15 protein-coding genes are annotated in these 15,605 nt (G+C 37.3%); 7 read left to right on the top strand and 8 right to left on the bottom strand.

Annotated features, from left to right (window positions below; genetic code table 11):
• Positions 1–10: 10 nt before the first annotated feature.
• Positions 11–694 (top strand): Crp/Fnr family transcriptional regulator, encoded by a 684-nt coding sequence (locus tag J2Z26_RS03935; RefSeq protein WP_193535097.1) that lies wholly within the window; start codon positions 11–13, stop codon positions 692–694.
• A gap of 103 nt (positions 695–797) precedes the next feature.
• On the opposite strand, the gene J2Z26_RS03930 is transcribed toward J2Z26_RS03935, so the two are convergent.
• Positions 798–2,042, bottom strand: coding sequence for a cysteine desulfurase-like protein (locus J2Z26_RS03930; protein ID WP_193535096.1), 1,245 nt, complete (start codon positions 2,040–2,042; stop codon positions 798–800).
• A gap of 174 nt (positions 2,043–2,216) precedes the next feature.
• Here J2Z26_RS03930 and corA point away from each other — a divergent pair, with 174 nt between their 5' ends.
• From corA to J2Z26_RS03915, 3 genes are all read left to right on the top strand, one after another.
• Positions 2,217–3,167: a magnesium/cobalt transporter CorA gene (corA, locus tag J2Z26_RS03925; protein WP_193535095.1), complete on the top strand. Its 951-nt coding sequence runs from the start codon at positions 2,217–2,219 to the stop codon at positions 3,165–3,167.
• A 170-nt stretch (positions 3,168–3,337) separates the two neighbouring features.
• Positions 3,338–4,663, top strand: coding sequence for a short-chain fatty acid transporter (locus J2Z26_RS03920; protein WP_209794298.1), 1,326 nt, complete (start codon positions 3,338–3,340; stop codon positions 4,661–4,663).
• Positions 4,664–4,852: 189 nt separating this feature from the next.
• Complete coding sequence (locus tag J2Z26_RS03915; RefSeq protein ID WP_193538516.1) at positions 4,853–6,097, top strand: EAL and HDOD domain-containing protein; 1,245 nt, start codon at positions 4,853–4,855, stop codon at positions 6,095–6,097.
• 45 nt (positions 6,098–6,142) lie between these two features.
• Here J2Z26_RS03915 and J2Z26_RS03910 read toward each other — a convergent pair whose 3' ends face one another.
• The 3 genes from J2Z26_RS03910 to J2Z26_RS03900 all read right to left on the bottom strand — a co-directional run bounded on the left by J2Z26_RS03910 (position 6,143) and on the right by J2Z26_RS03900 (position 9,208).
• Positions 6,143–6,907, bottom strand: a complete 765-nt coding sequence (locus J2Z26_RS03910) for a MerR family transcriptional regulator (RefSeq protein ID WP_193538514.1) — start codon at positions 6,905–6,907, stop codon at positions 6,143–6,145.
• Positions 6,908–7,347: 440 nt separating this feature from the next.
• Complete coding sequence (locus J2Z26_RS03905) at positions 7,348–8,685, bottom strand: MATE family efflux transporter (protein ID WP_193538512.1); 1,338 nt, start codon at positions 8,683–8,685, stop codon at positions 7,348–7,350.
• A gap of 178 nt (positions 8,686–8,863) precedes the next feature.
• Positions 8,864–9,208 (bottom strand): nuclear transport factor 2 family protein, encoded by a 345-nt coding sequence (locus J2Z26_RS03900; protein ID WP_193538510.1) that lies wholly within the window; start codon positions 9,206–9,208, stop codon positions 8,864–8,866.
• A gap of 154 nt (positions 9,209–9,362) precedes the next feature.
• Here J2Z26_RS03900 and J2Z26_RS03895 point away from each other — a divergent pair, with 154 nt between their 5' ends.
• A complete protein-coding gene (locus J2Z26_RS03895) occupies positions 9,363–9,902 on the top strand; it encodes a hypothetical protein (protein WP_209794296.1) in 540 nt (179 codons plus the stop codon).
• Between the two features lie 40 nt (positions 9,903–9,942).
• Here J2Z26_RS03895 and J2Z26_RS03890 read toward each other — a convergent pair whose 3' ends face one another.
• Positions 9,943–10,467, bottom strand: coding sequence for a YobA family protein (locus J2Z26_RS03890; protein WP_227413795.1), 525 nt, complete (start codon positions 10,465–10,467; stop codon positions 9,943–9,945).
• Positions 10,468–10,563: 96 nt separating this feature from the next.
• Between J2Z26_RS03890 and J2Z26_RS03885 the strand changes: the two genes are divergently transcribed.
• A complete protein-coding gene (locus J2Z26_RS03885) occupies positions 10,564–11,310 on the top strand; it encodes a VOC family protein (RefSeq protein WP_193538506.1) in 747 nt (248 codons plus the stop codon).
• 94 nt (positions 11,311–11,404) lie between these two features.
• Positions 11,405–12,937, top strand: coding sequence for a carboxypeptidase M32 (locus J2Z26_RS03880; protein WP_193538504.1), 1,533 nt, complete (start codon positions 11,405–11,407; stop codon positions 12,935–12,937).
• A 286-nt stretch (positions 12,938–13,223) separates the two neighbouring features.
• Here the strand turns inward: J2Z26_RS03880 and J2Z26_RS03875 are convergent, their stop codons facing one another.
• The 3 genes from J2Z26_RS03875 to J2Z26_RS03865 form a co-directional block, all read right to left on the bottom strand.
• Positions 13,224–13,916 (bottom strand): DUF421 domain-containing protein, encoded by a 693-nt coding sequence (locus tag J2Z26_RS03875; protein WP_193538502.1) that lies wholly within the window; start codon positions 13,914–13,916, stop codon positions 13,224–13,226.
• A gap of 122 nt (positions 13,917–14,038) precedes the next feature.
• Positions 14,039–14,254, bottom strand: coding sequence for a spore germination protein (locus tag J2Z26_RS03870; RefSeq protein WP_193538500.1), 216 nt, complete (start codon positions 14,252–14,254; stop codon positions 14,039–14,041).
• A gap of 180 nt (positions 14,255–14,434) precedes the next feature.
• Positions 14,435–15,583, bottom strand: coding sequence for a S1C family serine protease (locus J2Z26_RS03865; RefSeq protein WP_193538498.1), 1,149 nt, complete (start codon positions 15,581–15,583; stop codon positions 14,435–14,437).
• Positions 15,584–15,605: the final 22 nt, after the last annotated feature.

The following is a 15,605-nucleotide window of genomic DNA, read 5'->3' as shown; positions in this document are numbered from 1 at the left end:
GGAATAGGAAATGTCCTATCACCATCAATTAAACTGCATACGTCTTGTTCCGATCTTTCAAGGGATGAGCATTGAAGAAATAGAAGTACTCGAAAAAGTTTGCCATATACGAAAGTTTAACAAAGGGGAATTTGTGTTTAGAGAAGGTGATTCCTCTGAAACTCTGTATATTGTGGGTCAGGGATTGGTGAAGATTACCAAAATTTCTGAGGATGGAAAAGAACAAATCGTCCGATTGCTTTTCCCGGGAGATTTTTTCGGTCAATCTGCTTTATTAAAAACAGAAAATCATTATGCAAACGCAATAACATTGGATCAATCAGAGCTATGCACCATCCACAAACAGGATTTTCTAATGGCAATCAGGCGAAATCCAGATATTTCGTTTCGCTATATCCTTGCCTTGAATGAACGGTTACATCAGGCCGACGAATGGGTAAGCCTCTTGAGCCTGCTGGATGTTGAACAACGCTTAGCAAGTGTGCTACTGCTATTTAGCGAAAAAATGAACATCACGGGTGGAACATTCACTCTTCCAATTTCTAAGAAAGTACTTGCAACACTCATTGGCACTACCCCAGAAACCATTAGCCGTAAACTGGTTGCCTTCGTAAACGAAAACATCATCACCATGAATGGGCAACGAGAAATCCAAATACTAAACTACGAAGCTCTCAAACGAAAAACAAAATAAAAGACCTGTCCCGACGCGTTACCACTTTAAAGCAGCGGGGGTCAGACCCCCACTACGTTAACGCTTTAAACCGCCGGGGGTCAGGCCCCTATACAGAAAGTCCCTAAACAGATAGTTTGCTAGAGACTAAGGAGTCAATGGCCTCTAGGAATCTGTTTACTTCTTCCTCGCTATTGTATGGTGCTAACCCCACACGTATCCAGCCACCCATTTGATTTATTCCTAATTTTTCAGCTAGAGTCGTAGCATAGAAGTGTCCATCTGCCGTGAAGATAGAATGTTCCTCTGCCAACCATTTGCACACATCTGTTGCATGAAACCCATTAATTGTGAAAGCAATCGTTGGTGTTTTGCGAGTTTCTTTATCAGCCTGATATAGGGTCACTGTAGGATGCTTACTTAGTCCATCTCTAAGCTTTGTTGCCAGCTTATCCTCATGCTCCCCAATCGCATCAAAGCCGCTTACAATCCTTTCGCGTACTGTCGAACCATTGCCAAAACTAGCAATAAATTCAACAACAGCTGGAATGGCTGCTAACGCCTCATGGTTTTGTGTACCTGTCTCAAGCTTGTCGGGTATGTACGTAGGTGCTGGGTTTAATTTGTAAACTTGTAGCTTTTCAAACAAATCCTTTTTTACTACCGCTATACCTACATGTGGTCCGAAAAACTTGTATGCTGAACAAAGCAATATATCGGCTCCAAGTTCATCACGATTAATAGCAATATGAGGAACTGCATGAACTGCATCAATCACAACGATTGCACCAACCTCTTCAGCTCTTTCTTTAATTTTTCTCATATCCGTTATTGTCCCCACTGCGTTTGAAGCCAAGGTAACGGCTACTAGCTTTGTGTTAGAGGTAATAATTGTACCTAAGTCTGATAGATCTAAAGTTAATTTCCCTTCATCTACAGGGATAAACCTCACATCTACTCCTTTATCATTTGCAGCACTCACCCAGCTATCAACATTACAGCGGTGATCCATTTCCGTTACTACGATATTATCTTCGCTCCCCCATGTCTTACTAAGTGAACGAGCAATTGAAAAAGCAAGACTCGTAGAGTTTTGTCCAAATGCAACCTCATCAGAACTTGCACCCAATAGGTCAGCAACAGCTTGACGTGCATTTGAAAGGTGTTCTTCTGTTTCAACACTAGATGGAAATTGTCCGTGCAGATTCCCTCCTCCTCTAGCCATATAACTACTTATTGCATCAATTACAGTTTGCAGTACCTGTGAACCACCAGGTCCATCAAAGTAAACAACTTGTTTTCCCTTATAAGTTCGCTTAAGTGCTGGAAATTGACTTCTAACCTTTTCAATTGAAAATTGAGCAGACATTGTATTCCCCCTACTTATTTTGACTATCGAAATAAATATATCATATTTACATATAAGTCTAAATATTCTTAAATCATTTTTTGGAACTATGATAGGTCTATTCAAAGAAAAATTGGGTAGAAAAGAAGATAAGTATGATTACTTAGTAAATTTTAAAAAAGAGGAGTGCAAACCATGATCAACGTGATTGCCGTTACAACTGAGAATCGGATAATTAAAGAGCTTCCTCTTCGGCAGTTGTCCTCTCCAAACATTCGGTGGTTCTGGGTAGATTTTGACCAACCTACAGATAAAGAAATTTTAGAGTTAGAAAAGACTTTTCATTTTCATCCCCTAGCCATTGAAGACTGTATACATAAACTTCAGCGACCTAAACTAGATTATTATGAGGATTTTACTTTCTTTGTCGTACATAGCCTACATTCGGCAGATGAAGAAAAAGAAGAAATCAATTTTTTTGTTGGTGCTAATTATTTTGTTTCCTTTCATCATCATGAATCAATGGAAGTTACAGAGGTTTGGGACAAACTAATTTCCTCAAAGCATTTAGATAATTGGAACCAATATTTAATTTTCTATAATGTCCTAGACAAAATTGTAGATAATTACTTTCCGATTATATATAGGTTGGAAGACAATCTTAATGACTTAGAAAATAATGAAAAAAAAGAATCAATGGACAAATTGCTTGACCAACTCTTTGACATTCGACATTCATTCCTACACTTAAGACATACTGTGATTCCAATGAGAGACCTATTATACAGATTATTGAATTCAGAAAGGTTAGGACAATTACTAGAAAGAAGAGAATACTTTTCAGACATTCATGATCATCTTTTAAAACTATCCGAAATGATTGATTCGAATCGAGAAGTCACAAACGATATTAGGGACAGCTATTTATCCATTAACTCCCACCAAACAAATAGGGTTATGAAGGTTCTTACAGTCATTACCACTATCTTCATGCCACTAACTTTCATTGCGGGTATTTACGGTATGAACTTTGAGTACATGCCAGAACTAACATGGCGCTACGGCTACTTCGCTACCCTCTCCCTCATGCTAACCATCGGCTTAGGCATGTTCTTCTGGTTCAAAAAGAAAGGCTGGTTCGACTAAAATATGTCCGACGGGGCCTGACCCCCAGCGCGTTAAAGCTTTACTGCGCCGGGGGTCAGGCCCCAAATTTAGGCCCCAAATTTTTTATCTAAAGAGGAATATTTTGAATTTTGTCAAAATAGTACTAGGTAATAGAAACAGTTACTATATTTTTGAAAGGAGAGATATCAATGAAATCAACGATTGGCTTTTTTAACAGGTTAATGCAACGATACTTACCAGATCCATTTTTATTCGTTGTTATCCTGAGTTTCCTTGTACTTGTTTTAGGTCTTATTTTTACAGATAGTACTGTTATTAACATGGTCCAGTACTGGGGAGACGGTTTTTGGAGCTTATTAGCATTTTCGATGCAAATGGTGCTCGTATTAGTGACAGGCTATGTTCTTGCAAGTAGTCCCGTTTTCAAGAAAGGTTTAGGTGCCTTAGCGAGTACAGCTAAAACACCTGGTCAAGCTATTATTATTGTTACTATTATTTCTATTATTGCAAGCTGGATTAACTGGGGTTTCGGTCTTGTTATCGGTGCACTTTTTGCAAAAGAATTAGCTAAAAAGGTTGAAGGTGTAGATTATCGCCTGCTTATAGCAAGCGCTTACAGTGGATTCATTGTATGGCATGGTGGTTTTTCAGGTTCAATCCCGTTAACCATAGCAACGGAAGGTCATTTCTCTCAAAATTTAATCGGATTAATCCCGACTAGCGAAACTATATTTGCGACATTTAACGTTGCCATCGTTATTGCACTATTTATCGTTTTACCAATTCTCAATCGTTTAATGATGCCTAATAATGAGGAAACAGTTACAGTAGATAAAGCATTACTAGAAGATGGGGCAAATCTTCAAGCAGCTACTGTTGAAAAAGAAGCACTTACTCCTGCAGATCGACTTGAAAACAGTGTAATTGTATCAATAGTTACTGGATTACTAGGAATTGCTTTCTTAGTTTATTACTTTACAAATAACGGGTTTGCATTAAACCTAAACATTGTTAACTTCTTATTCCTATTCCTAGGTATTCTGTTCCATGGCACTCCTAGAAGATTCCTAGAGTCTGTTATGAATGCTGTTAAAGGTGCAAGTGGGATTATTATTCAGTTCCCTTTCTACGCTGGTATTATGGGAATGATGACGGCTTCTGGGTTAGCAGCAGTCATGTCTGAGGCTTTCGTTGGAATATCCAATGATTTCACCTTCTATTTCTTTGCATTTATTAGTGCAGGTATCGTTAACTTCTTTGTCCCTTCAGGTGGTGGACAGTGGGCTGTTCAAGCACCAATAATGCTAGAAGCAGCACAAACCATGGACCTTTCTATTGCAAAAACTGCCATGGCTGTAGCATGGGGTGATGCGTGGACGAATTTAATTCAACCATTCTGGGCATTACCAGCACTTGCAATTGCTGGACTAAAAGCAAAAGATATTATGGGCTTCTGTACAATCGTACTATTCATAAGTGGTATTGTTATCTCTTTAGGATTATTATTCTTATAAAATATGTGAATATTGGGGCCTGACCCCCGGCGCTTTAAAGCTTTACCGCGCCGGGGGTCAGGCCCCACTTGTCATAATATATAGTTCTTTTATACTACACAAATAGTTTTAACCTCCAAATTATATTCCTTTATTTTGAAATCAATAGTATAATAGCCTTACCACTTTTCACTTATAAGGCGGGATTCTATGGAAGTTTTTGTGGCTAAACAGCCTATTTTTAATGAAAAAGAAGAACTAATTGCTTATGAATTACTTTATAGAAATAGCTCACATAATGCCTATTCGCATGTTGATGGTGACCAAGCTACTACTGAAGTGATTGTTAATAGTTTTTTAAACATAGGCTTTGGTGACTTATCAAACGGGAAACCCTGCTTTATCAATTTCACTGAGAACCTACTTAAGCTAAAAGTACCGAACTACTTCACACCTCTCTCAGTTGTCGTTGAAATCCTTGAAAATGTGAAAGCAACGGATGAAATCATTCTGATATGTAAAGAACTTAAATCAAACGGTTATACTATTGCTTTGGATGACTTCTTCCTTTTACATGGTGATGAAAAAGTTCTAGAATTGCTACACTATGTAGATATTGTAAAAATTGATTTCCGTTCTACCACCAGGGGTGCTAGGAATCAACTTATGGAGTATTTAAAACCATATAAATTGAAATTTTTAGCTGAGAAAGTTGAAACGCGTGAGGAATATGAAACAGCTGTAGAAGATGGCTATACTTATTTCCAAGGCTATTTTTTCAGCAAGCCGGTGATTTTACAATCACACGATATACCTTCTTATTACTATTCATATTTACTCGTTTTAGAAGAATTGGACATGCCTGTGCCAGACATTGACCATATCACCAAGGTCATAGAAAAGGATTTATCTATTTCTTATAAACTATTAAAATTAATTAATTCCCCTACCATCCGTCCAAAATACGAAGTGAGTTCCATTAAACAGGCGGTCGTTCTATTAGGATTAATTGAAATAAAAAAATGGATCTATGTACTAGCTATCAAAGGGGAAAACAAAGATAAAAATGATTTAACCGCTCAGGAAATTATTCACTTGAGTTTAACGAGAGCAAAGTTTGGTGAGCTTATTGGAAGGGCATTAGGCGAACAAGGAACAAGCTCAACTTATTTCCTTTTAGGGATGTTCTCATTGATTGATTCTATTTTAAAAGTGCCATTAGAGAAAATTCTACTCGAACTACCTCTTGCTAACGATATTAAAGCAGCCTTATCAGGTGAGAAAAACCACTTAAAAGATATTCTTGATCTGACCATAAGCATTGAGAAGAATCCACCCAATTCAAACTCTACAAAGCCGTTATCATCGTCCATTGATAACTTTGAACTATTTACACTTTACTCCAAAGCTACCCTATGGGCTAGCAAGTTACTTCAAGAAGTAGATCAAGAATAAAAGCTTTACCTAGCACCTATTATTTATGGTGCCAGGTAAAGCTTTTTAGTTTTTAAAACCAGTATAGATGTGAATAGCATCGCGTAAAAATGCAGCAGTGCCAGGTTGTTCTTTATCGTAGAAGGCTGTAAATCGTTCATCATCTACGTACATTTGCGCTAGTCCAGCATGAGCTTCTTTGCTATATTCTGCCCAATAAAAAGTTAGCCAATTTTTGTGCATTTCCGCTGCCTTCTGAGCAAGCTCACCCGCTGGATTTCCCGTTTTAAATGCAGCAGCCAAAGTTTCTGAGAGCTCTTTCTGCAGACGATTGACTTCCTCATGCTCAGCCTGTGACATGTTTTTTACTTTTTCATTAGATTTATTTATGGTTTCACCACTATATTTGTCACGGATTTCTTTTCCGTAGTTCTTCTCATTGTCGTCAATCAATTTTTGTTTAAAGCCTTCAAATTTTTCTTTATCTGACATTATTATTCTCCCTTCTTTCATTGCAATGGACTTTTCAACATTTGCAATGAGTACATCTAATTGCTTTCTCTTGTCAAGAAGCTTTTCACGATGTTCCTTAAGGGCCCTAGAACCATCGAATGAGGGTGACGTAACAATTTCCTTTATGCGATCTAAACTTAAGTCTAGCTCCCGATAAAAAAGAATCTGTTGTAATTGCTCTAGTTCTGCTTGGCTGTATATTCGGTACCCAGATGAATTGATTCTTGCCGGCTTAAGAATCCCAATTTCATCATAATATCGTAACGTTCGTGTACTCACTCCCGCTAAACTCGCCAATTTCTGCACCGTATATTCCACCTAAAGCACCTCCTGACACATTAACTCTACACCTTAACGCAACGTCAAAGTCAAACACTTTTTATAAATATGTCTACCGGGGCCTGACCCCCACCACGTTAAAGCGCTAAACCGTGTGCTCTATGTAAAAAGGCTAGCACCATAAAGTGCTAACCTTTTTGCTTTGACAATGTGCGATTGCTGTTATGCAAATATCCCTACACGCTTACAGGATGTAACATCCAACCTAGCCTTATATTTAAACGACGAATTAATATTGAAACTCTTGCCATTGCTAAATATAAATTAGGGAAAAAGCGTCTAAGAATATCCAATACATATCCCTCCACATTGTTTTTTGTTTGGGTGTTAAACATAACACCACTCTTATACTTTCCAATCCTTAAACATAGTATGCAATTGCTTGTGAGGCCTGATTGTGGGGCCTGACCCCCACTGCGTTAATGCGTTACTCCACCGGGGGTCAGGCCCCTTGTTTGTTGGCTCTTAATTTTGTCTGTATGTTTAATAATACCCATTACAATAATTAGTTCGGCAACAAATCCAAGTGATTGGGCAAGCGCCCCGATGACACCATTCCATTCAGATGCAAATGAGACGCCTATAATAAGAAAAATAACAGTTAAAATTAAGTTTGTTGACTGAGAAATAATTGTTACTTTCGTTTGTTTTCTAATTAATAGAAGACCATTGAAAAAATCAATAAACGGATAGACTAAAGCCATGATCATGAATACTTGAAGAGACTGTAAGCTCGCCTCTAATAGTCGTCCATTCACACCCATTAAATGCTCCATTGCATATTCGCCAACACCGGAATAACAAAATCCTGCAATTAATATAAACGGTAAAAAGCTAATCATCATTGTGAACTTTTTAACTTGGTCTTCATGATCTTTATAAAAATTTATAACAATCTGGTGAGTATATGAAAAGAAACTAATAAATAAGTGCGTAATACTTAGTGCGATGGTGTAGCTTGCAATCGCTAGTGTGATATCCGTCGTTTTTCCTAAAAACACATTAATAATCGGGCCAATTAATACGGTAATAAAGGATGACATCATTAAAGGACTATAAAACTTAAAAATTTGAGACTTTGAATTTATCTTTTCAAGCTCAAGGTTATTTTCTGGCATCTTACGTACAAGCGTCCTTGCTTCTACCATGCTTATTGTACACTCAATCATCATTCCAACAAGAAAGATATAAGCACCTGTAACACCTGAAATATTTCCAGTTTTGATAAAGTACAGCGACAATAAATACATGGCAGCAAGACGAATAATCATCCCAATGGTTAGCCACTTAGTCTGACGATTATAAATGATAATCCCTTGATTCAAGCACCGTAAGCCAGAAAAAATCGTTACATAAATTAATATTTGATAAATTGTTTGAATCTGGTCAACCATGTCTTGATCTTGTACCCCGAATATTTGAGAAAAAACAAAATCTCCAACTTGAGTGTAAGCGATGATTGCTGAAACAAACATGATTGCTCCAATCGTATAATAGGAGAAATGTGTCATTCGTCTAAAAGACTCACGATCTCTGACCAAAGTCGAAGTTGTTTGTCTTAGAATAACTGCAAGGCGTTCAGTGATTCCAAAAACACTCATCGCAATCGCATAAGTTGCAATGATCACCTCTGAATCTACTGCGCGTGCTAATGTACTATTTATTATAATGTGAGAAAGTGTTACCAGGCTTGCAGATAACCCTAAGGGAATAAAGAAAAGCAACAATGTCTTGGTTGTAAGCGTCTCATCTTTCATAACAGTCAGCGTCCTTGTAATATAGTATGTAAATTATTTCGCATCACGAAATGATAACCCTTATTTTACTCAACCCTGACCAAAATAACAACAAGTATTTTTAGCACTTTAAAGCACCGGGGGCCTGACCCCCGCTACGTTAGTGCGTTAACGCGGCGGGGGTCAGGCCCCAAGAAATTTATTTGATAAACCAGACTTTTTCGATTTGGTATTCGTTTACTTCGTAGATCGCAACGGCTTCAGATTCGTTTCCGTCTGCTCTGCCGGTAATATGTTCGTGATCGATAACATGATTGCCCATGACCACTCGATTGACTAGTCTTGCATTTAAGTTTGGATTTGCTTCAAACAAGTTGTTATAACGTACTTTAAAGGCTTCTTTTCCTTCTAACATGATTTTGTTTGTTCCAAATTCCATTACAACAACATTTTCTGTATAGACTTCACAAAACTCATCAATTTTCTTTCCGTTGTATGCATCTAATTGTCTCTGAGCCAATTGTTCAGGTGTAGATTTTTCCATTATGTATGCCTCCCTAGTAAATTTGACTGTTCCTATCTTGCTAAGTATAAAATATCTACCTGTAAGATAAAAGTTTTTCCTTCTTTACTGAATAGAAACTCTATGACTATAATCTAATTAATCAGTTTGTTCAACAACAGAAAGGACCAATTACATGCTCTCACTAACATCAATATTATTCATAAGCCTTATCCTTGTCCTATTTATTATTCTCTTTAGTAGAAAGATTGCTAGATTTAAAATGTTTGATTCAAAAGTAATGGAGCGATTAAGCAAAAAGAATTGGTTTAAAAGTCCATGGAAAACAGGGACTTTTCTATTCTTAGTAAATGCATTTCTTTTTGTAACAACGGCACTTCTCTTATATCTTGTTTCCTTACTGTTTATCCCATTTATTCATCTTGTCATTATGTTAGCTGCAATGCTATTCAGCCTTTTCGTATGGATATTGATTAGTCGCTATTGGGAAGGAACTCGATTTGACCGTTATAAATTAGGGCTTGTCGGAAGTAGTTTTTATGGCTTCCTCTCTCTCATTATTTTATATCGCTATGCCAACTTAAAACCAGCATTCCCTGGAGATGACGTGTTCATGGCTGCTCTTGGCTTATTTTTTGCGTTAATTGTTACCACGGTTGCGTTTATCGCTTGCTTTAGCATCACTTCTTTTACAGGTAAAAATAGTAAAGCATAACGAAGAAAAACGTTACTCCCCACGAAGTAACGTTTTTCTTTTATTCATCCTTCACAACAATCTCATACTCTTCTGCCTCTTGCTTTAACACAACCTCCCAAGCATCTTTACCAGCCTCGTAACTCACTTCCTTAACCGCAGTAACACCCATATACTCCGAGTCATGTGCCTCAATAGCTTTTCGAATCGCTTCTGCTTCATTTAAATCTGCATTTTCAGGTCGTTCACTTGGTAAAACAACGACCTTTTTCGCTTCAGATTGACCTGGGTACGACTCAGCAACAATATCAAACCACACCTGAACCTTTTGACCAATTTTCATATTCTCAGGAGCCTTTGAAAACCAAATAGCACTATAAAACTCCTCTTGTCCTCCAGTTGAACTAAAGTCCTGAGCTTTAGACTCAACGACTAGAATTCGGTCGCCTTCAACATTAATTACATAGCCTTCCATTCCCGGTGGATCATGATCTATTTTTGAATCCCCTGATCCAGAGCTTAAACCACAGCCGAATAAGACGATTCCCAGTAAAACAATCCATAGAAAGAAAAGAAACTTCTTCATCTTAATCCCCCCTTTACTACAATAGTCGGTGCTACACTTCTTAAAGTTTCATTCCGAACATAACTCCGCTAAAATAAACAAAAAGGAGGGTCTAAATTGAATATAACTTTTGATCATATTGTTCATTTCACTCAATCTCCAGAAAAGGCGATGGAAACTTTTAAACATGCAGGCTTTCAAGCTTTTACAGGAGGCAATCACCCTAACTGGGGAACTCATAACTGTTTATGTTACTTTCAGGACTTACAATACATTGAATGGATAGGAATCAAAGACATCGAAGTTGCCAAGAAATCTGATAATCTATTAATTCAACAAATTTATGCTGACTTTACAAGTATTGGTGAAGGATTTTCTCAATTGGCCTTTCGTACCGATAACATGGATGAACTTGTTAAAGAGCTGAAAAGCAAACAATTTACTGTTATTGGCCCTGTCCCAGGAAGTAGAAAAGGTAGTGATGGGACGACCCTAACTTGGTCCATGCTTTTTATAGAAGATGAGGAATTAAGGTTTCCCTTTTTCATTCAGTGGGGAGAAACTAATGATGCTCGCCTAACAAACATGGCTGAATGGGCGAAGCATCCAGCTGGAACAACAATGTTCTCTACGGTTCATCTGCAAACACCTGATCCAAGTGCTACTTTAAAAAAATTCGCTGACATATTTACCGAAGCTGAAGTGAACTTTCAAGATCAATCACTCCCAATTGGTGATGTGCTGTTAAAATTCCACCAAAAAGATGGGCCTGTCAAACCGTTTCAATGTGATCTTACAACCCCTTCACTTAACACGAGAATCGAGGTTTGCTCAGGAAGGTATACTTTGTCAAAAACTGTATGATAAAGATGATTGAAATTTTAGATTCTTTATGGTCTAATAAAATAGACTAGTCGGTTTGTTATTAAAAACCGTCTAAAGAGAGGAGATAAAAGGGATGTCAAATACAGTTGAAACACAAAGCGTAGAGGCGTTAGTAAAGCAATTTAGAGAATTAGATCAAAAGATTTCTCACATTAACAGTATTCTTGGCTTACTTAGCTGGGATAAAGATGTAATGGCACCAAAAAAAGGACGTTCCATTTTTGCCAATGCAATTGGTACTCTTTCAACAGAAAACTTCAAGTTAACAGTCTCAGAAGAAATGGGTTCTCTTCTTGAAGAATTATCAAAACCAGACGTAAATGCAACACTTGATGAAGTAACAAAAGCAATCGTTCGTGAGCGTAAACGTGACTATGATAAATCAAAGAGTATTCCAGCTGAGCTTTACAATGAGTTTGTTGTCTTAACAAACAATGCTGGTGTTGCTTGGGCAGAAGCACGTGAAAAGAATGACTTTTCAATTTACCAACCATTCTTAGAGAAAATTGTAGCTATGAGAAAACAATTTGCTGAGATTGTTGGCTATGAAGGCCACCCTTATAATGCTTTACTTGATGATTTTGAGCCAGGGTTAACAGTGGATACACTTACACCATTATTCGCTCAACTTCGTGAAAAAAGCATTGAGTTATTAAATCGTATTCAGGCTTCACCACACCAACCGAGAAAAGATATTTTCTCAAGAGAGTTTGATGTTGAAAAACAAAAAGCGTTCAATCGTTTCCTTTTACCTAAACTAGGTTTTGACATGGACGGTGGTCGTCTAGATGAGACGGTTCATCCATTCGCTCAAAATGTAAACACAGGTGATGTTCGAATTACAACTCGTTACCTTAAAGATAACGTACGTTCCGCCATCTTTGGAACAATCCACGAGGCTGGCCATGGTATGTATGAGCAAAACGTAAATCCTGATTTCAACGGAACAGGAATTGTCGGTGGTACTTCTTTCGGTATTCATGAATCACAATCACGCTTCTTCGAAAACACAGTTGGTCGTAGTAGAGAATTCTGGAATCACTTCTATGGTGATTTAAAAGAACATTTCCCTGCAGAACTTGCTGATGTGGAGTTAGATGAGTTTTACCGTGCAATTAATGCGGTTGAGCCTTCTTACATCCGTGTTGAAGCAGATGAACTTACATATAACCTACACATTATGCTTCGCTTCGAAATTGAAAAAGCATTAATGGCTGGTGAAATTGAAGTGAAAGACCTTCCTAAGGTTTGGAATGAAAAAATGGAAGAGTACTTAGGAATTACACCTCCAACAGATACACTTGGTGTACTACAGGATGTTCACTGGTCATTTGGTGGCCTAGGGTACTTCCCTTCTTACTCATTAGGAAATCTTTATGCAGCTCAATTGTTCTATAAAATAAAAGAAGAAATGCCTGAGTTTGATTCAGTCATTGAAAATGGTGAAATTCCTAAAATTAAGGACTGGATGAAAGAAAAAATCCACCAATACGGTAAGTTTTATACTCCGGGCGAGCTAATCGTAAGAGTTACTGGAGAAGAACTGAATGCTGATTATTTAGTAAAGTATTTAGAAGAGAAATATAGTGAGGTTTATAAATTATAAATTAAACTAAGCTTTATAAAGGCCTACTGACTTAATAATCAGTAGGCCTTGTTTAATTAATTAAATTAGTTTTTTGTATACTATTAAGATTAAATGTGTTCTCAATTAAGTATTTCACTTAATTTGTTAAGTATTTGATAAAATTCGTTAAGTATTTGCCCGTTTTACTTAAGTATTTTCTAAATTTGATTAAGTATTTTAAAAAAACAATTAAGTATTGTTAAAATTTAGGAAAAGATATCAACCACCCAAACAAAAAAAGCAATAGATACCCTCACCTGTCACTCTAACTCGACTTATTCTCATACTTCAACATATAAATAGGTTGTTCTTCCTTCCATTCCGCGTAGAGAATTTCTTTATAATCCCTAACATGTTGCTGCGCCAATTGACTTTTTAGCCAATGTTCGTCCTTACCAGCTTCCTTTAAGTTCTTATGGACTACTTCTCCATCAAGAATAAAGGTGTATGGCAGATAAGCTGGTTTAATCGGCAAATTCAAATCGCTGTTTTTAGGCTTATCATACTGTGGTTTCGCCATCACACTCATAATCCCATTCGATTCTAAAATGGCGTATTCTACTTCTTGAATGGAAAAATACCCTTGTTGTCGGATTAAACTTAACATTTGATTTAAATCCAATTTTGCCTTTTTTAAAGCATCAAATTTGATTTTCCCCTTTTGTACAACTATATTTGGCTCTCCTTCTAAAAACTTTCTTGTTCGTTTAAACTTTTGTGTAGCCATTTCAATTCCATAAATTAAAATCCCCCAAACGAGTGTCGCAAAGATAATTTCATAGAATTTTGTTTCATGGTCATATACAGCATTTCCAACTAATTCCCCCAAAACTAAGGCAGAAATAAAATCAAAGGGTGTTAGCTGAGAAAACTGTGTTTTACCTAATAACTTTGTAAGTATATATAGAAGTACCAGCCCGATTGCTAATTCAGTTGCTGTCTGCAAATAATGAGTCATGAAAAAACACCTATCCTTTTTTTACATCTCTTTTCATTATTTCCAATAGAACCCTTATTCAAAACCAAAATAAAAACACCGCACAAACAAGCGGTGTCGTTACGCACTCTTTATAGAAAGTGTTATGCTCCCGAAACATTCGAATCAACCGCATCTGGATCTATACCAGAAGAAGTACTTACTCCATTATTTGTTACAATCCATTGGCCAGTGTTAAACCCGCCTGATCCAGCTACTACTTTACTTGTTGATTTCGGGGATATATAAAATGCATCGCCAGTTACAACCTGACCTTCATTGCTATTAAAAACAATTGGACCGACCACTATTGAAGGCACTATATCAACTCCTATTCCCATACTTTCTGTCAGTATATGATAAGAAACACTAAATTGTTTCGGACATGTAACTCCTTTTTAAAAGAATCCAAGTCCAAACACACGGTTCACTTTAGACAGGATTAACTTCATTAAAAACAAAAAGCCAGAGGGCAACAGAAGTACCCTCTAGCTTACATATTAGTCTTCCTGCTCATCATCCGCTAACTTCTCACCCTGACCAGATAAAATTTTCAATTGATCATTTTCATAACCAACCTCATAATCAACACGGTACGATTGTTGAACAATTTCTCCATTTACTCTTTCATCCGCAGTAATCAATACCGTCACGGTCATATTTTTACCTGTTTGTGTTGCTGTTAGTTCATCAATTTGAACGGCTAATGTATTGATGTAACCTGTTCGAAAATCCTCATAGGACGTTTCTGTTTGCCAATTGCTCCCTAACGCTGCATAAGCCGTAAGATAATCTCCGTAATTGATGCTTTCATAAAAATAGGTCACAACATAGCCAGCAATGTCTTCATCAGAAATTTCCTCAATCGCCATACCTTCAATCCCTAAATCAATGGAAGGTAATTCAACCATCGGACTCTCTGACCACTCTTCAATCATTGCTATAATCGATGAGATAGGAATACTAAATCCAATCACACCCTCAATAATTCCTGCAGAGTTAATTCCTATCACTTCACCTGTTTTACGGTCAATCAAAGGGCCACCACTGTTTCCACGAGCGATTGGAGCTGAGATCTGGTAAACATCCTCATAATGGAACGGTTCAATATCTAAGTCTCGATTTACACCACTAATAATTCCAGTAGTAACCGTATTTTGAAATCCTAGTGGGGTTCCAAGAGCTAACACTTCATCACCAATTTCAGCTTTACGCTCTTTTGCAATTGGAAGTGGCTCAATTCCTGCAAGACCTGGTACACGAATCAACGCGATGTCTGTTTCTCCGCTAATACCAATAACCGTACCCTCATATCCTTTTGAATCTGCTGTTGTAATCCGAACATTGGTTGCATTTGCTGCCACGTGGGCATTTGTGATCACATCACCCTTATTATTGTATAAAAACCCTGAACCAATCGAGCCGTCATCAAGTTCTACTTTTACAACGAGTTTTTGAGAATCATAAATTATCTCTTTCAACTCTCGCTTACCGCTATCTTCCTTCTTCTTACTACCTTCATTGACAATAAGTTGAGAAGACGCTGTAAGCTTTTGGGGGATAGAGTCTTGTATCGTTAAAAAAGCAAAAATCCCAGCTCCCCAAATGATCACTGAAGTGACTATACTTACAATCCATTTCCCCTTCACTCTACTCACCTTCTTCTATTAT

The sequence above is a fragment of the Cytobacillus luteolus genome (assembly GCF_017873715.1).
GTDB classification, from domain to species: domain Bacteria; phylum Bacillota; class Bacilli; order Bacillales; family Bacillaceae_L; genus Bacillus_BV; species Bacillus_BV luteola.
The sequence above is the reverse complement of the archived record's forward strand: the minus strand, read 5'-3'. Positions and strand labels throughout refer to the sequence as shown.